The organism is Variovorax sp. LARHSF232, from assembly GCF_052871435.1.
Genome location: NZ_JBIXJS010000006.1, coordinates 171,327 through 195,400, shown reverse-complemented (window position 1 = coordinate 195,400; position 24,074 = coordinate 171,327). Strand labels below are relative to the sequence as shown.

Annotated in this window: 22 protein-coding genes; 11 read left to right on the top strand and 11 right to left on the bottom strand. The window is 68.4% G+C overall.

Features of this window, described 5'->3' with window-relative positions:
• Positions 1–2 precede the first annotated feature (2 nt).
• The 6 genes from kdpF to kdpE are packed head-to-tail and all read left to right on the top strand — an operon-like array spanning position 3 to position 7,982.
• Complete coding sequence (kdpF, locus tag ACIPRI_RS17040) at positions 3–101, top strand: K(+)-transporting ATPase subunit F (protein WP_068642048.1); 99 nt, start codon at positions 3–5, stop codon at positions 99–101.
• A 1-nt stretch (position 102) separates the two neighbouring features.
• Positions 103–1,827, top strand: a complete 1,725-nt coding sequence (kdpA, locus tag ACIPRI_RS17035; RefSeq protein ID WP_446622651.1) for a potassium-transporting ATPase subunit KdpA — start codon at positions 103–105, stop codon at positions 1,825–1,827.
• A gap of 8 nt (positions 1,828–1,835) precedes the next feature.
• On the top strand, positions 1,836–3,935 hold the full coding sequence (gene kdpB, locus ACIPRI_RS17030; RefSeq protein ID WP_446622650.1) for a potassium-transporting ATPase subunit KdpB: 2,100 nt from the start codon (positions 1,836–1,838) through the stop codon (positions 3,933–3,935).
• 9 nt (positions 3,936–3,944) lie between these two features.
• A complete protein-coding gene (gene kdpC, locus ACIPRI_RS17025) occupies positions 3,945–4,526 on the top strand; it encodes a potassium-transporting ATPase subunit KdpC (protein ID WP_446622649.1) in 582 nt (193 codons plus the stop codon).
• Between the two features lie 16 nt (positions 4,527–4,542).
• Positions 4,543–7,287: a DUF4118 domain-containing protein gene (locus ACIPRI_RS17020; protein WP_446622648.1), complete on the top strand. Its 2,745-nt coding sequence runs from the start codon at positions 4,543–4,545 to the stop codon at positions 7,285–7,287.
• Complete coding sequence (gene kdpE / locus ACIPRI_RS17015) at positions 7,284–7,982, top strand: two-component system response regulator KdpE (protein WP_446622647.1); 699 nt, start codon at positions 7,284–7,286, stop codon at positions 7,980–7,982. The genes ACIPRI_RS17020 and kdpE overlap by 4 nt, the downstream gene beginning before the upstream one ends.
• Positions 7,983–8,015: 33 nt before the next feature.
• Here the strand turns inward: kdpE and ACIPRI_RS17010 are convergent, their stop codons facing one another.
• The 3 genes from ACIPRI_RS17010 to ACIPRI_RS17000 all read right to left on the bottom strand — a co-directional run bounded on the left by ACIPRI_RS17010 (position 8,016) and on the right by ACIPRI_RS17000 (position 11,561).
• The gene (locus tag ACIPRI_RS17010) at positions 8,016–9,023 is read right to left on the bottom strand and encodes a hypothetical protein (protein ID WP_446622646.1); all 1,008 of its coding nucleotides are present in this window, start codon (positions 9,021–9,023) and stop codon (positions 8,016–8,018) included.
• 127 nt (positions 9,024–9,150) lie between these two features.
• Positions 9,151–10,911 (bottom strand): ATP-binding response regulator, encoded by a 1,761-nt coding sequence (locus tag ACIPRI_RS17005; protein WP_446622645.1) that lies wholly within the window; start codon positions 10,909–10,911, stop codon positions 9,151–9,153.
• A 14-nt stretch (positions 10,912–10,925) separates the two neighbouring features.
• Positions 10,926–11,561: a response regulator transcription factor gene (locus tag ACIPRI_RS17000; RefSeq protein ID WP_446622644.1), complete on the bottom strand. Its 636-nt coding sequence runs from the start codon at positions 11,559–11,561 to the stop codon at positions 10,926–10,928.
• A 50-nt stretch (positions 11,562–11,611) separates the two neighbouring features.
• Here ACIPRI_RS17000 and ACIPRI_RS16995 point away from each other — a divergent pair, with 50 nt between their 5' ends.
• The 4 genes from ACIPRI_RS16995 (at position 11,612) to ACIPRI_RS16980 (ending at position 15,041) form a co-directional block, all read left to right on the top strand.
• Positions 11,612–12,379: a pseudouridine synthase gene (locus tag ACIPRI_RS16995; protein WP_446622643.1), complete on the top strand. Its 768-nt coding sequence runs from the start codon at positions 11,612–11,614 to the stop codon at positions 12,377–12,379.
• A gap of 170 nt (positions 12,380–12,549) precedes the next feature.
• Entirely contained in the window at positions 12,550–13,209 is a 660-nt protein-coding gene (locus ACIPRI_RS16990) for a response regulator (protein ID WP_446622642.1), read from the top strand.
• Between the two features lie 9 nt (positions 13,210–13,218).
• The gene (locus ACIPRI_RS16985; protein WP_446622641.1) at positions 13,219–14,574 is read left to right on the top strand and encodes a sensor histidine kinase; all 1,356 of its coding nucleotides are present in this window, start codon (positions 13,219–13,221) and stop codon (positions 14,572–14,574) included.
• A 104-nt stretch (positions 14,575–14,678) separates the two neighbouring features.
• Positions 14,679–15,041 (top strand): hypothetical protein, encoded by a 363-nt coding sequence (locus tag ACIPRI_RS16980; RefSeq protein ID WP_446622640.1) that lies wholly within the window; start codon positions 14,679–14,681, stop codon positions 15,039–15,041.
• 7 nt (positions 15,042–15,048) lie between these two features.
• Here the strand turns inward: ACIPRI_RS16980 and ACIPRI_RS16975 are convergent, their stop codons facing one another.
• The 5 genes from ACIPRI_RS16975 to ACIPRI_RS16955 form a co-directional block, all read right to left on the bottom strand.
• Positions 15,049–15,378, bottom strand: coding sequence for a hypothetical protein (locus ACIPRI_RS16975; protein WP_446622639.1), 330 nt, complete (start codon positions 15,376–15,378; stop codon positions 15,049–15,051).
• Between the two features lie 260 nt (positions 15,379–15,638).
• Entirely contained in the window at positions 15,639–16,673 is a 1,035-nt protein-coding gene (locus ACIPRI_RS16970) for a Csu type fimbrial protein (protein WP_446622638.1), read from the bottom strand.
• Between the two features lie 8 nt (positions 16,674–16,681).
• Entirely contained in the window at positions 16,682–18,955 is a 2,274-nt protein-coding gene (locus tag ACIPRI_RS16965) for a fimbria/pilus outer membrane usher protein (RefSeq protein WP_446622637.1), read from the bottom strand.
• 85 nt (positions 18,956–19,040) lie between these two features.
• Entirely contained in the window at positions 19,041–19,766 is a 726-nt protein-coding gene (locus tag ACIPRI_RS16960; RefSeq protein ID WP_446622636.1) for a fimbrial biogenesis chaperone, read from the bottom strand.
• A 29-nt stretch (positions 19,767–19,795) separates the two neighbouring features.
• Entirely contained in the window at positions 19,796–20,323 is a 528-nt protein-coding gene (locus tag ACIPRI_RS16955) for a Csu type fimbrial protein (RefSeq protein WP_446622635.1), read from the bottom strand.
• A gap of 314 nt (positions 20,324–20,637) precedes the next feature.
• Between ACIPRI_RS16955 and htpG the strand changes: the two genes are divergently transcribed.
• The gene (gene htpG, locus ACIPRI_RS16950) at positions 20,638–22,548 is read left to right on the top strand and encodes a molecular chaperone HtpG (RefSeq protein WP_446622634.1); all 1,911 of its coding nucleotides are present in this window, start codon (positions 20,638–20,640) and stop codon (positions 22,546–22,548) included.
• Between the two features lie 141 nt (positions 22,549–22,689).
• Here the strand turns inward: htpG and ACIPRI_RS16945 are convergent, their stop codons facing one another.
• The 3 genes from ACIPRI_RS16945 to ACIPRI_RS16935 all read right to left on the bottom strand — a co-directional run bounded on the left by ACIPRI_RS16945 (position 22,690) and on the right by ACIPRI_RS16935 (position 24,040).
• Positions 22,690–22,842 (bottom strand): hypothetical protein, encoded by a 153-nt coding sequence (locus ACIPRI_RS16945; RefSeq protein WP_446622633.1) that lies wholly within the window; start codon positions 22,840–22,842, stop codon positions 22,690–22,692.
• A gap of 171 nt (positions 22,843–23,013) precedes the next feature.
• Positions 23,014–23,469 carry a DNA-binding protein gene (locus ACIPRI_RS16940; protein WP_446622632.1) on the bottom strand — a complete coding sequence of 152 codons (456 nt, stop codon included), beginning with the start codon at positions 23,467–23,469 and terminating at the stop codon, positions 23,014–23,016.
• A complete protein-coding gene (locus ACIPRI_RS16935) occupies positions 23,411–24,040 on the bottom strand; it encodes a nucleotidyltransferase domain-containing protein (protein ID WP_446622631.1) in 630 nt (209 codons plus the stop codon). The genes ACIPRI_RS16940 and ACIPRI_RS16935 overlap by 59 nt, the downstream gene beginning before the upstream one ends.
• Between the last annotated feature and the right edge of the window lie 34 nt (positions 24,041–24,074).

The following is a 24,074-nucleotide window of genomic DNA, read 5'->3' as shown; positions in this document are numbered from 1 at the left end:
GCGTGATCGGAATGGAAGTCTTGTATGGATTGGGCGGCCTGATCGCCGTGCTGCTGCTGGCCTACCTGGTCTTCGCCCTGATCTGCGCCGAGGAGTTTTGACATGACGACTTCTGCGTGGATTCTTCTGGCGGTCTTCCTGACGCTGCTGGGCCTCATGGCCTGGCCGCTGGGCAAGGCCTTGGCGGCACTGTGCGAGGGGCGCGTGGCGGCCTGGATGCAGCGTGTCGAGGCGCCGCTCTACAAGCTCGCCGGCGTGCGCGCCGGGGAGTCGATGCACTGGCGCAGCTATGCGCTGGCGCTGGTGGCTTTCAATGCGGTGGGCGTGCTGTTCGTCTATGGCCTGCAGCGCCTGCAGGGTGCGCTGCCCTTCAACGCGGCCGGCATGAGCGCCGTGTCGCCGGACTCGTCGTTCAACACGGCCGTCAGCTTCGTCACCAACACCAACTGGCAAGGCTATGCGGGCGAGGCCACCATGAGCCATCTGACCCAGATGCTGGGCCTGTCGGTGCAGAACTTCCTGTCGGCCGCCACCGGCATCGCGGTGGCCTTTGCACTGGCGCGTGGTTTCGCGGCGCGCGGAGGCGCACTGGGCAAGGAGCGCGGCCACATCGGCAACTTCTGGGTCGACGTGACGCGCATCACCGTCTGGCTGCTGCTGCCGATTTCCTTCGTCATCGCGATTTTCTTCGTGAGCCAGGGCGCGATACAGAACTTCGCGCCCAATCTCGACGTCGGCACGCTGGAGGCCGGCAAGCAGTCCATCGCCATGGGCCCGGTGGCTTCGCAAGAGGCCATCAAGATGCTGGGCACCAACGGCGGCGGCTTCTTCAACGCCAACTCGGCGCATCCCTTCGAGAACCCGACGGCCATCAGCAACCTGGTGCAGATGCTGGCGATCTTCCTGATCCCGGCCGCCCTGTGCTTTGCCTTCGGCCGCGTGGTCGGCGACCTGCGCCAGGGCTGGGCCATCCTGGCGGCGATGACGGTGATGTTCGTGCTCGCAGTGGTTGCGGTGATCTCCGCCGAGCATGCCGGCAATCCTTTGCTGAACACGCTGGGCGTCGACCAAGTTGCCAATGCCTTGCAGTCGGGCGGCAACATGGAAGGCAAGGAAGTGCGCTTCGGCATCGATGCCTCGGCCCTGTTTGCCGCCGTCACCACTGCCGCCTCCTGCGGTGCGGTGATCGCGATGCACGACGCCTTCACGCCCCTGGGCGGCATGGTGCCAATGGTGCTGATGCAGCTGGGCGAGGTGGTGTTCGGCGGCGTCGGCGCGGGCCTGTACGGCATGCTGATCTTCGCCATCCTGGCGGTGTTCATCTCGGGCCTCATGATCGGCCGCACGCCTGAATACCTGGGCAAGAAGATCGAGACGCATGAGATGAAGCTCATGTCGATCGCCATCCTGGTCACGCCGATCCTGGTGTTGGTGGGCACTGCCATCGCGGTGATCGCGGCGCAAGGCAAGGCCGGCATCGCCAACCCGGGCGCGCATGGATTCTCCGAAATCCTCTATGTCCTCACCTCGGCCGGCAACAACAACGGCAGCGCCTTCGCCGGCCTGTCGGCCAACACGCCCTTCTACAACGCGCTGCTGGCCGTGGCGATGTGGTTCGGCCGCTTCGGCGTGATCCTGCCCGTGCTGGCCATTGCCGGCGCGCTGGCGGCCAAGAAGCGCCTGCCTGTCACCGGCGGCACCATGCCCACGCACGGCCCGCTGTTCGTCACCCTGCTGATCGGCACCGTGCTGCTGGTGGGCCTGCTCAACTACGTTCCGGCCCTGGCCCTGGGCCCGGTCGTCGAACACCTGATGCTTTGGAAGTGAGCCGAGCCATGAGCAAACATGCCAAGACAACAATTTCCCTGCTCGACCCGGCGCTCGTGAAGCCGGCCCTGTGGGCCAGCGTTGCCAAGCTGAGCCCGAGCGTCCAGTGGCGCAACCCGGTGATGTTCGTGGTCTACATCGGCTCGATCATGACCACGGCGCTGTGGGCGCATTCGCTGCGCTACCCCGGCGACAGCGCCATGCCCAGCGCCTTTGTCGGCGCCGTGGCCCTGTGGCTGTGGTTCACCGTGCTGTTCGCCAACTTTGCCGAGGCGCTGGCCGAAGGCCGCAGCAAGGCGCAGGCGGCCAGCCTGCGCAGCATGCGCAAGGACAGCTGGGCCAAGAAGCTGCATGAGCCGGTGCACGGCGCGGCCTTCACGCCAGTGCGTTCGCTCGAGCTGCGCAAGGGCGATGTGGTGCTGGTGGAAGCCGGCGATTTCATCCCGCTGGACGGCGAAGTGATCGAAGGCGTGGCCTCGGTCGACGAAAGCGCCATCACCGGCGAATCGGCACCTGTGGTGCGCGAATCCGGCGGCGACTTCTCGGCCGTGACGGGCGGCACCCGCGTGCTGTCCGACTGGCTGGTGGTGCGCATCGCGGTGAATCCGGGCGAATCGTTCCTGGACCGCATGATCGGCATGGTCGAGAACGCCAAGCGCCAGAAGACGCCCAACGAGATTGCGCTGAACATTCTGCTGGTGGCGCTCACCATCGTGTTCCTGATCGTCACCGTGACCCTGCTGCCTTTCTCGATCTTCAGCGTCGAGGCGGCCGGTGCCGGCACGGTGGTGTCGCTCACCGCGCTGGTGGCGCTGCTGGTGTGCCTGATCCCGACCACCATCGGCGGCCTGCTGTCGGCCGTGGGCGTGGCCGGCATGAGCCGGATGATGCAGGCCAACGTCATCGCCACCTCGGGCCGCGCGGTGGAAGCCGCCGGCGACATCGATGTGCTGCTCCTGGACAAGACCGGCACCATCACCCACGGCAACCGCCAGGCCAGCGCCTGGTTCCCGGCGCCGGGCGTGTCGCAGGGCCGACTGGTGCGCGCGGCACTGCTGGCTTCGCTGCCCGATGAAACGCCGGAAGGCCGCAGCATCGTCGAGCTGGCTCGCCTGGGCGGCTCCGACACGTCGCCGGTGGCCAACATGCAGTTCCACCCGTTCACTGCGCAAACGCGCATGAGCGGCGTCGACCTGCCGTCTGGTCCGGACACGCAGGAAGCCGGCCCGGTGCTGCTGCGCAAGGGCGCGGTCGACGCGGTGCGCAAGCACGTGGAGCAGCTGCGTGGCGTGATGCCGGCCGAAGTGCTGCGCGCCGCCGACGACATCGCACGCCGCGGCAGCACGCCGCTGGCGGTGGCTCAGGGCGCACGGGTGATGGGCATCGTCGAGCTCAAGGACATCGTCAAGTCCGGCATCAGCGAGCGCTTTGCGCACCTGCGCCGCATGGGCATCAAGACGGTGATGATCACCGGCGACAACCAGCTCACGGCAGCCGCCATCGCGGCCGAGGCCGGCGTGGACGACTTCCTGGCCGAAGCCACGCCCGAAGACAAGCTGGCCCTGATCCGCAAGTACCAGGCCGACGGCCGCCTGGTCGCCATGACCGGCGACGGCACCAACGACGCCCCCGCGCTGGCCCAGGCCGACGTGGCGGTGGCCATGGGCAGCGGCACGCAGGCAGCCAAGGAGGCCGGCAACATGGTCGACCTCGATTCGAACCCGACCAAGCTCCTGGAAGTGGTGGAGACCGGCAAGGCCTTGCTGATGACGCGCGGCTCTCTCACCACCTTCTCCATTGCCAACGACGTGGCGAAGTACTTCGCCATCATTCCGGCGATCTTCGCCGCGACCTATCCGCAGCTGTCGGCACTCAACGTGATTCAGCTGGCCAGCCCTTCGTCGGCCATCCTGTCGGCGGTGATCTTCAACGCGTTGATCATCATTGCCCTCATCCCGCTGGCGCTCAAGGGTGTGCGCTACCGGCCCGTGGGCGCCGCCGCGCTGCTGCGCCGCAATCTGGCCATCTATGGACTGGGCGGCCTGGTGGTGCCTTTCGTCGGCATCAAGATCATCGACTGGCTGCTGACCGCGGCCGGTCTTGTTTGAGGACTTCCCATGAAGAACATTCTTCGTCCCGCGCTGGTGCTGTTCATGGCGCTGAGCGTTGTCACCGGCTTGCTGTATCCGCTGGCCGTCACCGGGGTCGCGCAGGCGGCCTTTCCGAAGCAGGCCAACGGCAGCCTGATCCAGGGCACCGACGGCAAGGCGATCGGCTCCGCGCTGATCGGCCAGGCCTTTGCCGACCCGAAAAATTTCTGGGGACGTCCCTCGGCCACCGCCGACCAGCCCTACAACGCCGTGGCCTCCGGCGGCGCCAACCAGGGGCCGCTGAATCCGGCCCTCGCGGATGCGGTGAAAGAGCGCATCCAGGCCCTGCGCGAGGCCGATCCGCAGCAGCGCGCCGAGGTGCCGGTCGACCTGGTCACCACCTCGGCCAGCGGACTCGATCCACACATCTCGCCGGCGGCGGCACGCTGGCAGATCGCGCGCGTGGCCAAGGCCCGCGGCGTGGCGCCCGAAGCGCTGGAAACGCTGGTGCAAAGCCACACGGAAGCGCCCATGCTGGGCTTCCTGGGCGAGGCCCGCGTGAACGTGCTGGAACTGAACCTGGCTTTGAACGGCGCGCCGATGCACTAATCTTGGCCAGTTGCCCATGCACGAACTCGCCCGCCCGAATCCCGACGAACTGATCGCGCAGATGCGCGCGCAGGAAGAGCGGGCGCGGCGCGGCAAGCTGCGCATCTATTTCGGCGCCAGTGCCGGCGTGGGCAAGACCTGGGCCATGCTGAGCGCCGCGCAGCGCGAGCGACAGGCCGGCCGCGATGTGGTGATCGGCGTGGTCGAGACCCACGGCCGCGCCGACACCGCGGCCCTTTTGGCCGGGCTCGAGCAACTGCCGCGGCGCGCCATGGCCTACCGCGGCCGGGTGCTTGACGAGTTCGACCTGGACGCCGCGCTGGCGCGCAAGCCGGCGGTGATCCTGGTGGACGAGCTGGCGCATTCCAACGTGGAAGGCTCGCGCCACGCCAAGCGCTGGCAGGACATCGAGGAGCTGCAGGCCGCCGGCATCGAGGTCTGGTCCGCGCTCAACGTGCAGCACCTGGAAAGCCTCAACGGGACCGTCGGTGCGATCACCGGCGTGCGGGTGCAGGAGACCGTGCCCGACGCGGTGCTGGATGAGGCGCAGGAGGTGGTGCTGGTCGATGCCACGCCCGACGAGCTGACGGCCCGCCTGGCGGCCGGCAAGGTCTATGTTCCGCAGCAGGCCGAGCGCGCGGTGCAGAACTTCTTTCGCAAGGGCAACCTGATCGCGCTGCGCGAGATCGCCTTGCGCCGCACCGCCGAGCACGTGGAAGACGACGTGCGCGGCTGGCGGGTGGAGCAGTCCAGCAGCCGGGGCGCCGCCGCGGCCGGACCGCTGGCGGCCTGGAACACCTCGGGCGAGATCCTGGCCTGCGTAGGGCCGCATGAAGAAGATGCGGCGCAGGCGGTGCGCACCGCGGCGCGCCTGGCCGGGCAGCTCAACGTGAACTGGCATGCGGCCTACGTGGAGACGCCGCCGCTGCAGCGCCTGCCGGCCGCCCAGCGCGACCGCATCCTGGCGGTGCTGGCGCTGGCCGAGGAACTGGGCGCCGGCACCGCGGTGCTGACCGGCGACAACGTGGCGCAGTCGCTGGCCGGCGAGGCGCAGCGCCTCAATTGCGCCACCGTGGTGCTGGGGCGGCCCGGCGAGCGCCAGGCCTGGCACCGCGGATGGACCTTTGCGCCGGGCATCGCGAGCCAGCTGGCGCGGCTGTCGCCCACCCTGGACATCGTCACCACCGGCACGGCCGGCAGCTCGCGCCGCCTGCCGCGCGCGCCGCTGGGCAGCACCGACGAGGCCGATGCCGACCGCCCGCGTGCGCATTGGCCGGGCTATGCCCTGGCGGTGGCGGCCAGCGTGCTGCTGACCTTGCTGGCATTGCCGCTGGCCCATGTGCTGGAAGGCGCCAACATCGTCATGCTCTACCTGCTGGGCGTGGTGGGCGTGGCGCTGCGCTTCGGGCGCGGGCCGGCCGCCTTCGCCGCCATGCTCAATGTGGCGGCCTTCGACTTCTTCTTCGTCGACCCGCGCCTGTCATTCAGCGTGAGCGACTGGCAGTACCTGCTGACCTTTGCCGTGATGAGCGCGGTGGGCCTTTTGATCGGCCAGCTCACCGCCGGCCTGCGCTTCGCCGCCGGCGTCTCGGCCAGCCGCGAGCGGCGCGCGCAATCGCTGTTCGAGCTGACGCGCGAGCTCTCGGCGGCGCTGCAGACCGAGCAGGTGGTGGCCATTGGCGCCAGTGCCGTGCAGCGCCACTTCGGCGGGCCGGCGGTGGTGCTGGCCACCGATGAGGGCGACCGGCTGGTCATGCCGGCGAGCCCGCCGGCGGGCTTCGACGCCAGCGTGGCCGACTGGGCCTTTCGCCATGGCCAGCCGGCCGGCCTGGCCACCGCCACCTTGTCGGCGCAAAGCTGGCACTACGTGCCGCTGAAGGCGCCGATGCGGGTGCGCGGCGTGCTGGCGCTGCAGCCGGCCCGTGCGCGCTGGCTGCTCATTCCCGAGCAGATGCAGCAGCTCGAAACGCAGGCGCGCCAGATCGCCATTGCGCTGGAGCGGGTGCACTACGTCGACGTGGCGCAGCGCGCGGTGGTGGAGATCGAATCGGAGCGCCTGCGCAATGCCTTGCTGGGCGCCATCTCGCACGACGTGCGCACGCCGCTCACGGCGCTGATCGCGCTGGCCGAATCGCTGCGCGACCTGCCCGAAGGCCGCGAGGCGCAGGCGGCGCGCGCCATCGTGGCGCAGGCGCACGAACTCAATGCGCTGGTGGGCAACCTCCTGGACATGGCGCGGCTGGAAAGCGGCGTGGCCGGCGGCGCCGTCAAGCTGCGGCGCGAATGGCAGTCGGTGGAAGAAACGGTGGGCGCCGCCATCCGCTCCGCGCGCACGGCGCTGGGCGGGCTCGCCGTGCAGACCCGGTTGCCGCCCGATCTGCCGCTGGTGGAATTCGACGCGGTGCTGATCGAGCGGGTGCTGGTCAACCTGCTGGAGAACGCCAGCAAGTACGGCGCGCCGCCCATCGTCATCTCGGCGCGCGTCACCGGCAGCGCGCTGCTGCTGGCGGTGCGCGACCATGGGCCCGGCCTGCCGGCCCGGCTCAAAGGCAGGGAGCACACCCTGTTCGACAAGTTCACGCGCGGCCAGGCCGAGTCGGCCACGCCGGGCGTCGGGCTGGGGCTGGCCATCTGCAAGGCGGTGGTGGGCGCGCACGGCGGCGAGATCGAGGCGGCGAATGCCGGTGACGACAACGGCGGCGGGGCAGAATTCACCGTGACCTTGCCGCGGCGCCCGCCGCCCGAAACCATCGAATCATGAGTAGTTCCCAAGCCACCGCCGTCGTGATCGAGGACGAACCGCAGATCCGCCGCTTCGTGCGCGGCGCGCTGGAGGACGAAGGCTGGCAGGTGCACGAGGCCGCCAGCTTGCGCGAGGGCCTGGCCGCCGCCGGCACGCGCCAGCCGGACCTGATCGTGCTGGACCTGGGCCTGCCCGACGGCGACGGCCTGAGCCTGATCCGCGACGTGCGCGGCTGGTCGGCGGTGCCGATCATCGTGCTGTCGGCGCGGTCCGACGAGGCCGACAAGATCGACGCGCTGGATGCCGGCGCCGACGACTACCTCACCAAGCCTTTCGGCACCGGCGAGCTGCTGGCCCGGGTGCGCGCCAACCTGCGCCGGCCGCGCGCGGCGGCCGGCAGCGAGGACGCGGCCGCGCCCTTTCGTTTCGGCGAGATCGAGGTCGACCGCGCCGCCCGCATCGTGCGCCGCGCGGGGGCCGAGGTGCACCTGACGCCCACCGAGTACCGGCTGCTGTCGGTGCTGGTCAACAACGCCGGCCGGGTGCTCACCCAGCGCCAGCTGCTGCGCGAGGTGTGGGGCCCCTCGCAGTCGGGCCAGAGCCACTACCTGCGCATCTACATGGGCCATCTGCGCCAGAAGCTGGAAGCCGACTCGGCGCAGCCGCGCCATCTGCTGACGGAGACGGCGGTCGGCTATCGGCTGGTGCCCTAGGAGCCTGCTCCTAGCGGCGCCTCTCGATCGCTCTCAATCGATCAGGAAGCCGCCGACCCGGCAGTCGCCCGCCGGGCAGTTGGCCGGCTTGACCGTCAGCTGGCGCTGCGTATTGCTGGGCAGGATGTAGTCGCCCAGCGCCGCGGTGCCGCCGGCGCCCAGGTTGTTGGCATTGCGCAGCCAGTCGCTGAGCGTGGCCTGCGGCGCCAGATTGTCGTAGTCGAAGGTGATGGGCGAGGCCTCGTTCTTCTCGTAGATGGCCACCCGCGCGTCGTTGTAGAGGTATTCGTTGTGGAAGAAGAAGCCGCGCGCGCCCTGGGCGTCGAGCTCGCTGATGAAGCCGCTGTCGCTGGTCGGCTGCGCCTTGAACTCGTAGCGCCAGGTGGCTGCGCTGCCGGTGTCCTTGGTGAAGATGTGATAGTCGACGTTGGCGATGCGGTACAGGTAGCTGCGCCCGCGATAGCCCGCCGCACCCTCGGCGTTGAGCAGGGCCAGGTCGTCGGCGCTGGTCACCTTTCCTTGCAGCAGGTGGTGCACGAAGGTGCTCGAGTGGCTGCTGTACTTGACGTAGACGGCATAGTTCTCGAACGTGGTCGGCGTGGGCAGCACCGCATAGATCGAGCTCAGGCGAAAGCCGCGTGCGCCCTGCGCATCGAGCTCGGCCAGGAAGTTGGCGGCGTCGGTGGGCGCCGGCTTGAGTTCATAGCTGTAGCTGCCCTCGCCGTCCTTGACGTAGAGGGTGGCGACCTCTGCGGTGGTGGCGCTCTGCGTGAAGGCAAGGCCGCCCTGGAAGCGGAAGCCCCGCGCGCCCTGGGCGTTGAGCTGCACCAGGAAATCGCTGCCGCTGGTGGGCGGTGTCAGCCCTTCGAACAGGAAGGTCGATGCCGGCGCGGGGGCCGGAGCAGGTGCTGGTGCCGGGGCGGGCGCCGGAGCGGGTGCCGGTGCCGGTGCAGGGTTGGCACCGGAGTTGTTGTCGCTGCCGCCTCCGCAGGCAACGAGGCTGGCGGCGGCCAGGATGGTGACGAGAAAGCGCTTGTCCATTGAACATCTCCCCTTGTGGTGAACGGACCGGTTGGAAAGGGGCGAAGACTAGGGACGCCTCCGGCTGGTTCCCAGTGCCGAAAGTCATGAACGTGCAGGCGTCACAAAGTGCGCCCGACGCGCGTGCTCAATCGTTCTTGTCGAGCCGCAGCGCCTGATACAGGCTGTCGCTGGACACCGGCTTGAACAGCAGCGGGATGCCGCACGCGCGCACCGGCGCGAGAAGCGCCGGGCCGATCTCGCCGGTGATCAGGAGCAGCGCCAGCCCCGTGTACTGCGCGCGCAGGCGCTGGCTCGCGTCCAAGCCGTCCTCGCCGTCGGCCAGCCGCAGGTCGCTGATCAGGAGCTCGTAGGGCCGCTCCTCGCGCAGGCCCTGGGCCAGCGCGCGTTGCGCTTCGTCCTCGTTGGCGGCCGCGGTGGCGTCGATGCCGGCCTGCCGCATCCAAGCCAGCATGGCCAGGCGGATGTCGGCCTCGTCGTCGAGCAGCAGCACGCGCCGCGGCAGCGCGGGCGCGCTCGGCGATGCGGGCGCTGGCGTCGGCGCCGGCGCCGGCACAGACGTTGGAGCCGGCGTCCGCGGCGCATGAACGCGCACGCGCGTGCCGAGCCCGGGCCAGGAATCCAGCTGCAGTTCGTGCGACAGCTCGCGCGCCAGCCGCCGCACGATCGACAAGCCGATGCCCAGGCCGCGCGAGCGATCGCGCCCCGGGTTGTTCGCCTGGTAGAACTCTTCGAACACGCGCGAGCGCAGCTCGGGCGCGATGCCGATGCCGCTGTCGCGCACCTCGATGCACACGCGCTTGCCGCGCAGGCGCGCCGTCACCAGCACGCCGCCCTGGTGCGTGTACTTGAGTGCGTTGTCCAGCAGGTTTGACACAAGGCGCTGCAGCAGCTGCGGATCGCTGCGCACCCACAGGCCGCTGGCGCGCAGCCGCAGCTGCAGGCCGGATGCCTGCGCGCGCGGCGCAAAGGTGTGTTGCAGGGTCATGAGCAGGGCATCGACCGACACCGGCTGCCAGTGCGGCTTGACCGAGCCGGCGTCCAGGCGCGCAATGTCCAGCAGCGAATCCAGCGATTGGCCCAGCGCGCGCACGGCGCGCATCAGTCCCTGGGCCGGCTCGGCTTGGGCGCCGCCTTCCAGCTCGTGCTCGAGCGCGCTGCCGAACAGCGCGATGGCATGCAGCGGCTGGCGCAGGTCATGGCTGGCGGCGGCCAGGAAGCGGGTTTTCTCCGCACTGGCCTGTTCGGTGGCCGCGACCTGCTCGGCCAGGCGCCTGGCCAGCGCCTCGTTCTCGAAGCGCAGCGCCAGCGCTTCCAGCAACTGCCGATGCTCCTGCGCGCCCACGCGCAAGGTCATGAAGACGTAGATGGCGATGAAGCAGGCCAGCAGCACATCCAGCAAGCCGCCTTTCCACAACAGCGCCGCAATCAGGCTCAGCATGGGCGGTAGCACATGGGCCAGGGTGGCGCCGCGCAAGGGGCGCAGCGACTGCACCGCACGCGCGCAGTTGCCCATCATCACGGCGGCAAGCACGCAAGTGACCGGCAGGTTGCCCACGGGCACGAAGACCCAGGGCACCAGGGCGTCGGCCAGGCCGAGCAGGACCGCCGCCCGGGTCGCGTGGCGCGCCCAGTACGGGCCACGCGCCAGCGGTTCGCTGCGTTGCCAGCGCCGCCAGCTCAGCAGCCACAGGTACAGCACGACGTGCCCCAGCACCAGCGGCAGCACCCAGGGGCTGTGCAGCGTGTAGTGCATGAAGGCGCCGATCACGCCAATGAAGATCAGCCGCCCCTTGAGCGTGGTGCCGACGATGTAGTAGACCAGCGCCAGCTGTTCGGCCAGGACCTTGGACTGCAGCGTGGCGTCGTTGTCGTCTCTGGGATGCAAGGCGCTGGACACCTTCAGCGCAGCCGGCTGATGAGTTGCGCGCGCGAGCGCACGCCGTGCAGCAGCAAGAGCGCCGACACATGGTTCTTCACCGTGCCTTCGCTGAGCTGGGCCAGCACGGCGATCTCCTTGTTGCTGCGGCCTTGCAGCACCCAGGCCAGCACCTCTGACTGGCGGCGCGTGAGGCTTTCCAGCGGGCCCGTGCGGGCCGCGTCGCCGACCGGCTGCGCCTTGAGCAGCCCCGAAGCGCGAACGAAGCTGAGCACTTCGCCCAGGTCGGCCGACTTGTGCAGGAAGGCCGCCACGCCCAGGGCGCGCGCCTGGGCGGCCTCGGCCTCGCTGGCCGAGCCGGACAGCACGGCCACGCGCGCGGACGGAAAGCGCCGCCAGAAGGTCGCCAGGCCCTCCAGCCCCTGCACGTCGGGCAGGGCCAGGTCCAGCAGCACCAGGCGGATCTTCGATTCGTGCCGGGCGTACAGGGCCAGGGCTTCGGCCAGGTTGGCCGCCTCCAGGATCTGCAACTGCTCTTCGGCCGGCGCGGCCTGATTGCGCAGGAGCGTGCGCAAGCCGAGCCGAATCAGCTCATGGTCGTCGACCAGCAGCAGCGCATCGCGCTCAGGTTTCGCTCCCCTCGGCCCCACAAAATCCATGCGTGGATCTTAAAGGGGGGAAGCCAAGCGCCTGAGCGAGAATTGTGCGCATGTCCGACGCCCAAGATCCCGTTCGCCTCAATAAGAGAATGGCCGAGCTCGGCCTGTGCTCGCGCCGCGAGGCCGACGAATGGATCGAGCGCGGCTGGGTGCGCGTGAACGGCGCGGCGGCGCCGATGGGCCTGAAGGTACTGCCGCAGGACCGCATCGAGGTCGACCCCAAGGCGCGCGGCCAGCAGGCGGCGCAGGTCACCATCCTCCTGCACAAGCCGGTGGGCTATGTGAGCGGCCAGGCAGAAGATGGCCACGAGCCTGCGGTGATGCTGATCAATCCGCGCACGCACTGGAAAGGCGACGGCAGCGGCCTGCGCTTTACGCCCACGCAGCTGCGCGGCCTGGCGCCGGCCGGGCGGCTGGACATCGACTCGGTGGGCCTGCTGGTGCTGACGCAGGACGGCCGCATCGCGCGCCAGCTGATCGGTGAAGACTCCGGTATGGAGAAGGAATACCTGGTGCGCGTGGCCTACGGCGCCGTCAACACCAACCCGCAGGCGGCGTTTCCGCCCGAACAGTTGCAGAAGCTGCGCCACGGCTTGAGCCTGGACGGCCAGCCGCTCAAGCGCGCCCAGGTCGATTGGCAGAACCCGGAGCAGCTGCGCTTCGTGCTGACCGAAGGCAAGAAGCGGCAGATCCGCCGCATGTGCGAGTTGGTCGGGCTCAAGGTGGTGGGCCTGAAGCGCATCCGCATCGGGCGCGTGGTGCTGGGGCATCTGCCGCAGGGGCAGTGGCGCTACCTGGCGCCGGGCGAGCGCTTCTGAGCCCCCAGGGCCGGGCCAGCCCGGCCCGCCCCCCGTGGGGGTCAAGCAAAGTGGCAAAGCCACATTTGCTTGAGATCGAGCGCGGCTTGCTCACTCGCCACTAAGAAATCCGCGCTAGGGTAGAGCGCGGCCGCGGCATATGGCTTGGCTGCCTGGAAAGGACGTTCACAGTGCGCGTGCTGGTGGCAGAAGACGACGAGATGATCGGCGCCAGCCTGGTGCAGGCGCTGGAAGGCGCGGGCTGGTCGGCTGACTGGGTGCGCACCGGCCCGCTGGCGCAGAGTGCGCTGGCCGACGGCGGCTACACCTGCGTGCTGCTCGATCTGGGGCTGCCGGCGCAGGACGGCACCGAGGTGCTGCGCTGCGCCCGCCAGCGCGGCGACACCACGCCGGTGATCGTGCTGACCGCGCGCGATCGGCTCGACGACCGGGTGCTGGGCCTGGACCTGGGCGCCGACGACTATCTGCGCAAGCCCTTCGAATTGCGCGAGTTGTTGGCACGCATGCGCGCCGTGGTGCGGCGGCGCGACGGCAGCGCGCATTCGCTGATCGGAAGCGGCGCGTTGCAGCTGGACCTGAGCACCCGCGAAGTCTTCGTCAACGGCCGCCGCGAGGCGCTGACGGCGCGCGAATTCGCCTTGCTGCACGCACTGCTGGAGCGCCCGGGCGCCATCCTGTCGCGCGAGCAGCTGGAGAACCGCATCTACGGCTGGGGCGAGGAAGTGACCAGCAATGCCATCGACGTGCTGATCCACGGCATGCGGCGCAAGCTCGGCGCCGAGGTGATCCGCAACGTGCGCGGGCTGGGCTGGCGCGTGCTGGCCGCCTGAGGAAAGGCGATGAGCCGACCGCATTCGCTGCGCCGCCAGCTCTGGTGGTGGCTGGTGGCCTTGTGCCTGGCGGCGACGGCCGTCACCGGGCTCCTGTCCTACCTGGCCTATGGCCGGCTGATCGGCTCCTTCATGGACGAGCAGATGCGGCTGACGGCCGAGTCCTACGCCGGCGGCCGGCCGGGCGTGCTGCAGCCGCTGGCCGACGTCAAGGCCGTGCGTGCCGGCAGCTTCGTCGTGCAGCTCTGGAGCGCCGACGGCCAGGAACTGCTGGCGAGTTCCTGGCCGGCGCTGGCACTGCCGCTGCAGGCCGAGCCGGGCTTGCACACCGTGGCCTGGGGCGCCACGGGCGACGAGCACTGGCGCGTCTACACCGCGCGGCCCGGGCCGCTGGCGGATCAGCCGCGCGTGCAGGTGGTGCAAAGCGCGAGCTTTCGCCAGCACCGGGCGACGCGGCGGGCCTTGCTGGAGAGCCTGCCGATCGTGCTGCTGCTGCCGATCCTGCTGCTGGTGCTCTGGCTGATCGTGGCGGCCGGTTCGCGCTCGCTGCGCGTGGTGGCGCGCGAGATTGCGGCGCAGGACGAGCACAGCCTGGCCGAGGTCCCGGTTCAGCGAGTGCCCGAGGAGATCGGCCCGCTGGTCGCCGCCTTCAACACCTTGCTGGCCCGGCTGCGCGACGCCTTCGCGGCGCAGCGCCGCTTCGTGCAGGATGCGGCGCACGAGCTGCGCACGCCCATCACGGCCATCGGCCTGCAGATCGAGAACCTGCGCGCGCTGATCCCGCCCGGCGAGGCCACCGAGCGCTTCGCGCAGCTGGAGGCCGGCGTGACGCGCGCGCGGCATCTGAGCGAACAGCTGCTGCACCTGTCGCGCCAGGACGCGCCGCGCCCGGCCGACGGCGCCGACGGTGTCGACCTGGCGGCGGTGCTGCGCGAGAGCGTCGGCCAGCTGATGCCGCTGGCCGACCGGCGCCATGTCGACCTCGGCTTCGAGACGGAAGCGCTGGGCCCGGTCGGTCCGCGGGTGGCGGTGCCGGTGGCCGAGCTGCGCAGCCTGTTCGACAACTTGATCGACAACGCGGTGCGCTACGCCCCTGACGGCAGCATGGTGGACGTGCGCCTGCATGCGATGCAGGGCCAGCCGGTGGTGGACGTGGTGGACAACGGCCCCGGCATCGCGCCCGAACTGATCGGCCGCGTGTTCGACCGCTTCTTTCGCGTGCCGGGTGCGCCATCCGGCGGCAGCGGCTTGGGCCTGGCCATCGCGCAGGGCGCGGCCAAGCGCCACGGGCTTCGCATCGAGCTGCGCAATCGGGACGACGCGAGGGGATTGATCGCGCGTGTGCACCTGCGCGCAGCAGCCTGAGGCGCCGGGTGGCGGGGCTCACGCTCAGCTCATTCTTCGCTCACTGCCAGCTCAGTCTTGTTGCCTAGAGTGGTCGCATCCGATCTTCCAACCAGGAGGCCACTATGCGCACTTCCCGCCAACTCATCTCCATGGCCCTGCTCGGCGGCCTGGCCGTCGTGGGCAGTGCAGGTGCACAGACACAACAGCAGCAGACCAGCGACGGCAGTGATTACCGTCCCATGCAACTGAATTCGCCCGAGCGCCCCGAAGTGAAGCGTGCTGCGATCGAGGCCGCACGCAGCCATGGCGGCGCCGGCAGCGAGAGCACCGGCGGTTCGACGGCGCCGGCGCCCACCAGTGCAGCGACCAATTCCGACGAAGTCCGGCAAGGCGCCATGAACGCAGCGCGTTCGCATGGCGGTGCGGGTTCGGAGTCGACCGGAAGCTCGACGGCCCCGCGGCCGCCAGCGCGTCCAGGCAGCTGAGGCAGCCTCAGGAACCCGGTTGTTGCGCGGGCGGCTCGATGAGCGCGCCGGGCACCACCAGCGTGGTTTCGCCCACGCGCTCGAAGCGGTAGTCGCGGCCGTTGAGCTGCACCGTCTTCATGTTGGTCCACACGCGGTACTGGTAGCCGCCGGGCACCGGGCTGGTTTCGAGAATGCGAAAAGACGGCCGCACCGTCAGCATGACGCCGAAGCCGGACGAAGCACTCTTGGCGCCCGCGGCCGGCGCCTGCGCCGCGCCCTGAAGCGGCAGCAGCAGGCTCGTGGCCAGGGCCGCGTGCAAATAGGGGTGGCCGAACAGTGCGCTGCTTCGCGACATGGGCGCTCCTCCCCCTGGGTGGACATCCGGAGACCGTTCCGCCGCCGCCAGCGCGGTGAGGCGAAGGCCGACGTCGGGCCTTCCCTCCGGCTGGGGGAGATGTTCGCGCTCCTCGCGATGGTCGGCAAGTGTGAACGGCATGACCCGTCCATGGTGCCCGCGGAAGCCGAGAATTTATTCCCCAAAGAGAGGCAGGTTTGGCGGCTTGTTGCCCGGATGGACCCGGGCCCCGCGCGTGCTAGCCGGCTGGCTGGCTGCCGTCAGTAAGTGACGTTGACCGTCACCACGTCCTTGTAGCTGTCCGCCTGCACATTGGGCAGCCCCGGCACGCGGCCATAGACGGTGAGGGACTGGGTGAGTCCGGTTCCAGTGCCCGATACGTCGTTGGCGGCAAGGCTGCCCCAGGCGATGCTGCGCGCGGCATTGCTGTACAGGCGGTACGGCACGGTGTCGGTATTGCCGGCGGTCTGTCCCTTCATGGCCGATGAGCCGCCGGTGTCGCCGTTGGATGGGATCAAGAGCACGTTATAGGCCGTCGGCTTGGAACAGATCACCCGGATGGTGGTCGTCGAGTCGATGTTGGTGGACGAGGCGATGCCGTCGACCGTGCCGAAATCCAGTGGGTCGGCCGAGACCAGGCAGCTCTTGACCACGTTGGCCGATGCGGTGAAGCCGAAAGTGCCGCCGTCGGTGCCAACGGAGGCACAGTCCCCCGGCACGGCGCCCGAACTGTTGGCAATGCCGTAGCGAAAGGCCGTGTGATTGCCGGTGAAGCTGCTCTGGTACAGGCCGGGCGGCAGGCCTGCCTGGCCGGTGTTGATCTGGCCGCGCAGGGTGAAGCTGCCGGTGGTCACGCTGGGCGTGAAAATGCTGACCCGTTGCGGCAGGGTCAAGGTGACATCAAAGGCGTCGGAAATCGGCTGGGTGGTAGAGCCCCAGATGGCCGAGGTCGCGCCCTGGTAGAACTGCACGTTCATCTCGTTGGCCGCGCCGTCGCGCAGGATGCGGGGATCCCAGTGCCCGCCGGCCGAAGCCTGGGAGGCGGAGCCGTCGCCGATGTTGAAGCAAAGGCGCGCGTAGCGCGCGTTGCCGTTGTCGTTGCTGCAGGTGTAGTTCAGCGTGGCGGACGCCGTGATCGTGCCGCCGCTCACCAGGTCGACATTGCCGAAGTTCAGCGCGGTCATGGTGGCCGAACAGGAGGGCGCGGCCGAGGCCTCGCGCGCCGGCAGGCCCCAGAACGCCGCGCACAGCAGCACGCCCATCAGCAGGTGCCGCCAGCGCTGTGAATCACTCATGTTCATCCTCACGGGATCTCCTTGACGCAGCGCAGCGGGCCGATCTGCGGAATGTCATTTCCATTCTTGACGTAGTCGAAGCGCGTGGCGCACAGGCCGGCCGGCGTCTGCACCTCGATCGTGTTGCGTGCCTCGAGCGTATCCAGGTAAGTGGCGCCATCGAAGCCCACTAGCGCCGTGCCGGCCTTGCCGTTGGCGCGCACCGCCGAGCCGACCGGCAGGAACTCGCCCTTTTCATCCACCAGGATCAGCGCCGCCGCGCGCACCGGCTTGACGCCGAATTCCACCAGCGTGCCGGCCCGGTCGGTCGGAGCGGCAACGGTTTTGACGCGCTCGACCCGCACGTCCGCCGGCAAATGCATCGGATCGATGGACAGCTGGTTGTTCTGATACGAATTGAGCGGCGTCACCAGCAGCATGCCCTTGCCGTCGGTGGTGCCGATCAGCCGGTTCTCCAGCTTGACCGGCACGCCGGCCATGCCGTCGGTGGAGACCACGGCAAAGCCGTCGTCGATGCGGCGTGCCGCAAAGGGTTGGCCACCCATGAAGACCAGCGAGCCGGTGGCGCCCGCATAGGCGTAGCTGCTGCCGCCGATCGCGTTGACGCCGGCCAGGGCGCGGCCGTAGCGGCCCAGGTAGTCGACCTCGGCAGCGCCGCCGTTGATGTCCTTGTCGCCATACTGGCCGGCAGCGCGCCAGCCGAAGCCGCCCTCGGTCGGCGCCGAGTGCTGCGCGTTGGCGGTATAGATGGTGCGGTCGCGGTCGTGCTGCGCGCCCACGCCGGTCGTGATGTTGCCGTCCAGCGCATAGGTGAAGCCGACGAAGACGCTGCTGTTCTTGCGCTCGTTCAAGTCCTGGTTGAGGCTGACGCTGACCGAGCCGCGCGCGCCCAGCGAGCGCGCCCAGTTGGCGGCCACGTAGCGCGTGGCCTGCTCGCCGGGGTAGCGCAGGTACAGGTAGCTCAGGCCGAAGCTGCCGAGTTGCTCGGTGCCGTAGCCGACCGATGCGCGGCCCGAGCGGTCGGGGCCTCGAGCGCCGTTGAGCGAGGCGACGTCGCGGTATTCGCCCTGGGTGCGCGTGCCTTCCAGTGCAAAGTTGAACTGGTTGCTGCGCCAGGAATAGCCGAGATTGAAAAGCGAGCCTTCCCGGCTCTCGTTGCGGCTGTGCGCGGCCGCGGCCGTGACCACGCCGGCTCGCGGGCCGATCAGATAGACCGCGCCGGCGCCGGCGGTGACGAGATCGCGCGTGCTTTCCGCGTGCGTCTCGATCGTCAGGCTGTTGTTCAGGCCGTAGCGCCAGGTTCCGCTGGCCGCCGGATCGTTGGCGTAGTCGAAGGAGCGGAAGCCGTAGTTCTGGCGTACCGCGCCGACGTCCACCGACCAGTCCGACAGCCCGGCCTGCAGCATGCGCTGCTGCACGTCGTAAAGCGAGTAGTCGAGCGTGGTGGCACGGCCGAAGGCGTCGGTCAGCACCACCTGGGCGTTGCCGGCGCCGCTGATGCCCGGCACGGTGTTGAGCTGGAAGGGGCCGGACGGCAACTGGCCGGTGTACTGCTTCATGCCGTTCACATACACCTCGACCTGCGAGGGCAGGGCGGCCGAGCCGAGGAAGGCCGGAATCGGCGTGGTGGTGCGGTAAGGCTGCAGCGCGAAGTTGCGCGACAGCTGCACGCCGCCGATCAAGGTGGGGCGCGACCAGGCCAGCGCGGCGGTGGTGGTGTCGCCCACCCGCAGGGTGACCATGTCCTCCGGGAAGGACCGGCTCCAGGTGGTGTCCAGCCGCACCGACTTCTGCTGCCAGCCGTCGAACTCGGTTCGGTTGCCTTGCGTCAGGAAGGTGTTGCTGAACACCGACTTGCCGCTGAAGGCGCGCAGCTCGGCAAAGGCATTGAGGCTGGTGCTGTCGTGCTGGCCCCGGGTGCCGTACAGGTCGTAGTTGAGCGCCAGGCCGGGCGAGGCATTGGCCTCGGGCACCGGGATCTCGTTGGTGTTCACCACCGTGCGTCCCTGCTGCAGTGCTTCGGCCGTGGCGGTGATTTCCACCGTCTGGCGCTGCGCGTTGTAGCGCACCACCACGCCGGGCAGGCTGTTCAGGCGAACCGGGTCGGTGGCGCTGGCCGGCAGCACGAAGCCCAACTGGCGGAGGGTGGCGGCGCTGGCCCAGAGTTCGCCGTCGCGCAGGCCGAACTGTACCAGGCCCCGCGTATTGCCGTTGAGCGTCAGCTCCAGGATCAGGTCGCCGCCGCGCGGCCCCGCCACCTGCGGGTCGGCCTGTGCCAGCAAGACCGTGTCCCGGGCTGCGTCCGGCCCCGCCGCCGCACCGGCGGGGTGGGCAGCGAGAGCGAACAGCAGGTAGGGGAGAAGTTGGTCAGCGCGCGGGCTCGATCGGCGGAAGGTTCTGCTGCGTCGCGCTGCCATTGATCAAGGTATCGAGGGTGCCGCCGGCGGCAAAGGTGGCGGCTGGTGGCTTGATCCGCCAGCGCATCTGGGCGCCCGGCAGGATGTAGCCCAGCAGGCCGGGGTGCACCTCGGTGCGGCGGCCGCGGCTGTCGGCAAATTGAAGGTCGGCCAGCTGGGCGTGCATGCCGCCGGTGTTGGCCACTTCGAGCACCGCGTTCGCGCCTTCGCGGCGCATCTTCCAGCTCAGTTGGGGACTGGCCCCGCTGGCCGGTGCCATGAAGACGGGAACCGAGTAGCGCAGCACGAACTGCACGCCCTTTTTCGGCCCGGTGTCGGGGACCGGCAACTCGTCGATGACCACGCGGTACGCGGCCTCCGAATTGGCAGGGGGCGGGCCCGTGCGGATCACGCGGATCAGCTGGCGGTCGCCGACCGCCAGCTGGATCATGGGCGGGCTGACCAGCACTTCGCGCGAGGGCGCTTCCTTGTCCTCGCCGTTTTCCTGGGTCCATCGATAGACCCGAACCTGCGCGGTGACGGGGATGTCGCCGGTATTGCTCAGCCACAGGCCTTCGGCGTTTTGCGTGGCCTGCAGGGTGAGCGAGGTGGGGGCGACCTGCAGACCGCTGGCATTGGCCTGGCCAAGGAGCACCGCGCCCAGGACAAGTAGCGCAAGCAGTCGAAGTCGCTTCACTGGACGAGTCTCTCGGAGTTCAGGGCTGATCAGTAACGAACGGTCACCGTGACGGTGTCCTTGTAGGCGTCAGGCGTGACGTTCATGCTCGGCACAGTGGCGTAGACGGTATGCGACTTCGCCGCGCCGTTGCCGGTGCCGCTGACGCCGTTGCCGACGGTCGTGCCGTCGGTATTGGTGTTGCCCCACACGGCGCCGGTCAGGCCGGTGGCCGAACGCAACTGGTAGCCCACGGTGTCGGTGTTGCCGGTCACGGGTGCCACATTCTGCGCGGCCATCACGCCGGCGCCGGCTGTGCTGCTGTTGCTGGGCGTCAGGCCGATGGTGTAGGGCGTGTTCTTCGAGCAGGTCACGCTGATGGTGTTGCTGTTCTGCAGGTTGGTGGCGGTGGAATCCTGCGAGCCGAAATCGATGTCGGAGCTTGCGCCAGCCAGCACGCTGCAGGCCTTCAGGACCGTCAGCTTGACGTCGAAGGTGGCGGTTGCTGGGTTGGTCGCGGCGAAGGCGGCGGCGGAAGCCAGGCTGGCGGCGACGGCGATGAGGAGAATCTTCTTCATGATGTTTTTTGCGACACTAGGGTTAACAATTGGAACTAAAGGCCACTCGAGCGGCGGAAGTGTAGGCAAGTTCCTACCTAGTTGTGGGTAGATTCATACAAATAGAATTCCAAACGTTAAAAAGCGCACGGCGCAGTTGTCACCAACTTGTGACGGTTTGCGAGCTGATGTGAACTGCCGCACGCCTGGGGCGGCAGGGGCGCCAAGCATTGAAAATGGGGCCCCTGCCACCATCTCGGTGGCACCGCGCGCCGACCACCCGAGTCGGTGACGTGCCTGACCCTTCCCGAAATCAAGTTCCCTTCCAAGAAGCCATGACCAGCCCGACCAGCAAACTCCCGTTCCAGGCCGAAGTTGCCCAACTCCTCCACCTCGTCACGCATTCGCTCTACTCGAACAAGGAAATCTTCCTGCGCGAGCTGATCTCGAATGCCTCGGATGCCTGCGACAAGCTGCGCTTCGAGGCGATCAACGACGGCAGCCTGTACGAGGACGCACCGGATCTGTCGGTGCACGTGTCTTTTGACGAAAGCAAGCGCACGCTCACGATTCGCGACAACGGCATCGGCATGTCGCGCCAGGAAGCCATCGAGCACCTGGGCACCATCGCCAAGAGCGGCACCAAGGAGTTCATGAGCCGCCTGTCGGGCGACCAGAAGCAGGACGCCCAGCTCATCGGCCAGTTCGGCGTGGGCTTCTATTCAGGCTTCATCGTGGCCGACAAGATCACGGTGGAATCGCGCCGCGCCGGCCTGCCCACGGATGCGGGCGTGCGCTGGGTGAGCAGCGGCGCCGGCGACTTCGAGGTGGAGAACATCGAGTGTGCCGAGCGCGGCACCCGCGTGATCCTGCACCTGCGTGAGGATGCGCAGGAGTATCTGAACGCCTGGAAGCTCAAATCCGTCATCGGCAAGTACTCCGATCACATCTCCCTGCCCATCCTGATGGAAAAAGAAGAGTGGAAGGAAGGCGAGAACGATCAGCCCGGCGCCATGGTGAAAACTGGCGAGTGGGAAGCCGTCAACAAGGCCAGCGCCCTGTGGACCCGCCCCAAGAAGGATGTCACGCCCGAGCAGTACACCGAGTTCTACAAGACCCTGAGCCACGACTTCGAGGCGCCGCTGGCCTGGAGCCACAACCGGGTGGAAGGCAGCACCGAGTACACGCAGCTGCTGTTCATCCCCGCCAAGGCGCCGATGGACCTGTGGAATCGCGAGCGCGCCTCGGGCGTCAAGCTGTACGTCAAGCGCGTTTTCATCATGGACGACGCCGAGGCGCTGCTGCCCAGCTATCTGCGCTTCGTGAAGGGCGTGATCGATTCGGCCGACCTGCCGCTCAACGTGAGCCGCGAGCTTTTGCAGGAAAGCCGCGACGTGAAGGCCATCCGCGAAGGCAGCACGAAGCGCGTGCTTTCCATGCTGGAAGACTTGGCGCGCCAGGAAAAAGAAGGCGAGAACGATGAGGAAAAGGCGAAATTCGGCGCGTTTTACGCCGAGTTCGGCGCAGTCCTCAAGGAAGGCCTGGGCGAGGACTTCGGCAACCGCGAGCGCATTGCCAAGCTGCTGCGCTTTGCATCGAGCAGCACCGACACCGTCAGCGTCAGCCTGGCGGATTACAAGGCGCGCATGAAGGAAGGCCAGGAGGCCATCTACTACATCACGGCCGACACCCTGGCGGCCGCCAAGAACAGCCCGCAACTCGAGATCTTCCGCAAGAAGGGCATCGAGGTGCTGTTGATGACCGACCGCGTGGACGAGTGGGCGCTGAACTACCTGAACGACTTCGATGGCACGCCGCTGCAAAGCGTCGCCAAGGGCGCGGTCGATCTAGGCAAGTTGCAGGACGAAGACGAGAAGAAGGCGGCAGAAGAAGCCGCGGAATCGTTCAAGCCGGTGCTGGAGAAGCTGAAGCAAGCGCTCAAGGACAAGGCCGACGACGTGCGTGTCACCACCCGCCTGGTCGATTCGCCCGCCTGCCTGGTGGTGAAGGACGGCGGCATGAGCACCCAGCTGGCCCGCATGCTCAAGCAGGCCGGCCAGCCGGTGCCCGAACTGAAGCCGGTGCTGGAAGTGAACGCCGAGCATCCGCTGGTGAAGAAGCTGGACGGCTCGGCTCATTTCGACGACCTGGCCCACATCCTGTTCGACCAGGCCCTGCTGGCCGAGGGCGGCCTGCCGGCCGACCCGGCCGCTTATGTGCGGCGCGTCAACGCACTGCTGGCCTGACCGTCGACCCCGCCCTGAAGGCGACGGCGCGAAGCGCCGAAATGCCGGTCCCGCACCGAGGAACCGGCTTTGCCGGGCCTCAGGTGGGGTCTCCCCCACGGGGGAATTACACGCAGCGAAGCGAAGTGAAAAGCCGGGGGGCTAATGCCCCCGCTTGAAGTACTGCACTTCGCGCTCGTGCTTCTCGGCCGCCTCGCGCGTGGCGAAGGTGCCGAGGTTGCGCCGCGTGCCGGTGCGCGGGTCGGTCTTGCGGGAGTACAGGCGGTATTCGCCGGAGGCGAGCTTGCGGATCATGGCGGGCTCCTGGGGTGCAAGTCAGAGACCAGTTGCCAGTTTGGGTCTGCCTGCGCGCACCGGATGTCGGACAGGTGCTGCCGCGCCTGTGAGCCTGGACGGCACGATTGGGGCCCGCTGGCCAAGGCCATCGACGGAGCCTCCCGGCACCGAGCGCGCCGGCGCTCTGATTCATGAAAGGCGCATCAGGTCCGGGCGATGTTCTTGCAACCATCGTTTCGTGTGCCCCAGCAATCGCGCGCCTGCGGCCATGCAGGCCTCGAGAGTGGCCGTGGAGACCGGATCGCCCTCATAGTCGCTGGCATTTCGCTGTCGGCGTAGCGCGTCCAGCACGATGATGTCCTGCTGCGTCACGCTCATCGTCGTGCCCAGGCTCTGGATGGCCGTCTGGTGATGACCAGGTTGACTGGTGGCTGTTCGAAAGCCGTTGGCCCACAAGCCCAGCATGGCGCACTGCATGATGGATTTGTAGGCCGCATCGAAGCGGTTGTCTGCGCTGACCTGCTCGATGCGCGCGTCCGTCAGGTTGCGGCGCGCGGCTTGCAGCAGCTTGGCAATGCCCGCTGCATCAGGTGTGTGGGCCTGCAGGCGTCCGATCGCCAACAAGTTCTGCAAACTCATGGTCATCTCCCTTCACGAATAGTTTTGGCTTTGCAAGCAGGTCGCGTGCAAACGCATCGCCTGTGCGCGCCCGGTTGGCAAATTCGTCGGGTGTGTAGAGCACTGGGTTGACCTCCCTGCCCAGAGCCTCGTGCAACGGGTACAGCGCCTGCGCCAACTCGGCAAACCCCACACTGCCAAGAACCAGCACGTCCACGTCGCTGTCCGCCGAGGGAGTGCCGCGCGCCATAGAGCCGAACACCAGTGCCACGCGAATCTGCGCAATGAGCGGCGTGAGCGCCTCGCGCAGCGCTGGCACCACGCCATGCGTCTTGCGGAAAAGGGATGCAAGGTCGTCAAACAGTGGATGCCTGGTATTGGCCTGGTAGCGCACTTGATTGCCCTGCTCACGGCGCAGAAGCAGGCTGGCATGCGTCAGCTTGTCCAGTTCTCGCGCCAGTGTGCCGGCGTGGCTGCCCGTGCGCCGCGCCAGCTCGCGCAGATGAAAAGCCGCTTGCGGTTCCAGCAGCAACACAGCCAGTGCCCGCTGTCTGGCGGCCGGAAACAGCAGATCCATCAAGGAAGAATTGTTGCTCATTAGGCGACGATTGTTGCTCTAAAGGCGACAACCC

Excerpts from the sequence above, each read along its gene's own strand:
- kdpB (WP_446622650.1), top strand. The coding sequence starts at position 1,836 with ATGAGCAAACATGCCAAGACAACAATTTCCCTGCTCGACCCGGCGCTC.
- kdpC (WP_446622649.1), top strand. The coding sequence starts at position 3,945 with ATGAAGAACATTCTTCGTCCCGCGCTGGTGCTGTTCATGGCGCTGAGC.
- ACIPRI_RS16995 (WP_446622643.1), top strand. The coding sequence starts at position 11,612 with ATGTCCGACGCCCAAGATCCCGTTCGCCTCAATAAGAGAATGGCCGAG.
- ACIPRI_RS16955 (WP_446622635.1), bottom strand. The coding sequence starts at position 20,323 with ATGAAGAAGATTCTCCTCATCGCCGTCGCCGCCAGCCTGGCTTCCGCC.
- ACIPRI_RS16940 (WP_446622632.1), bottom strand. The coding sequence starts at position 23,469 with ATGACCATGAGTTTGCAGAACTTGTTGGCGATCGGACGCCTGCAGGCC.
- ACIPRI_RS16935 (WP_446622631.1), bottom strand. The coding sequence starts at position 24,040 with ATGAGCAACAATTCTTCCTTGATGGATCTGCTGTTTCCGGCCGCCAGA.
- ACIPRI_RS17000 (WP_446622644.1), bottom strand. The coding sequence starts at position 11,561 with ATGGATTTTGTGGGGCCGAGGGGAGCGAAACCTGAGCGCGATGCGCTG.
- ACIPRI_RS16970 (WP_446622638.1), bottom strand. The coding sequence starts at position 16,673 with ATGAGTGATTCACAGCGCTGGCGGCACCTGCTGATGGGCGTGCTGCTG.
- htpG (WP_446622634.1), top strand. The coding sequence starts at position 20,638 with ATGACCAGCCCGACCAGCAAACTCCCGTTCCAGGCCGAAGTTGCCCAA.
- kdpA (WP_446622651.1), top strand. The coding sequence starts at position 103 with ATGACGACTTCTGCGTGGATTCTTCTGGCGGTCTTCCTGACGCTGCTG.
- ACIPRI_RS17010 (WP_446622646.1), bottom strand. The coding sequence starts at position 9,023 with ATGGACAAGCGCTTTCTCGTCACCATCCTGGCCGCCGCCAGCCTCGTT.
- ACIPRI_RS17020 (WP_446622648.1), top strand. The coding sequence starts at position 4,543 with ATGCACGAACTCGCCCGCCCGAATCCCGACGAACTGATCGCGCAGATG.
- ACIPRI_RS16945 (WP_446622633.1), bottom strand. The coding sequence starts at position 22,842 with ATGATCCGCAAGCTCGCCTCCGGCGAATACCGCCTGTACTCCCGCAAG.
- ACIPRI_RS16975 (WP_446622639.1), bottom strand. The coding sequence starts at position 15,378 with ATGTCGCGAAGCAGCGCACTGTTCGGCCACCCCTATTTGCACGCGGCC.
- ACIPRI_RS16985 (WP_446622641.1), top strand. The coding sequence starts at position 13,219 with ATGAGCCGACCGCATTCGCTGCGCCGCCAGCTCTGGTGGTGGCTGGTG.
- kdpE (WP_446622647.1), top strand. The coding sequence starts at position 7,284 with ATGAGTAGTTCCCAAGCCACCGCCGTCGTGATCGAGGACGAACCGCAG.
- ACIPRI_RS16980 (WP_446622640.1), top strand. The coding sequence starts at position 14,679 with ATGCGCACTTCCCGCCAACTCATCTCCATGGCCCTGCTCGGCGGCCTG.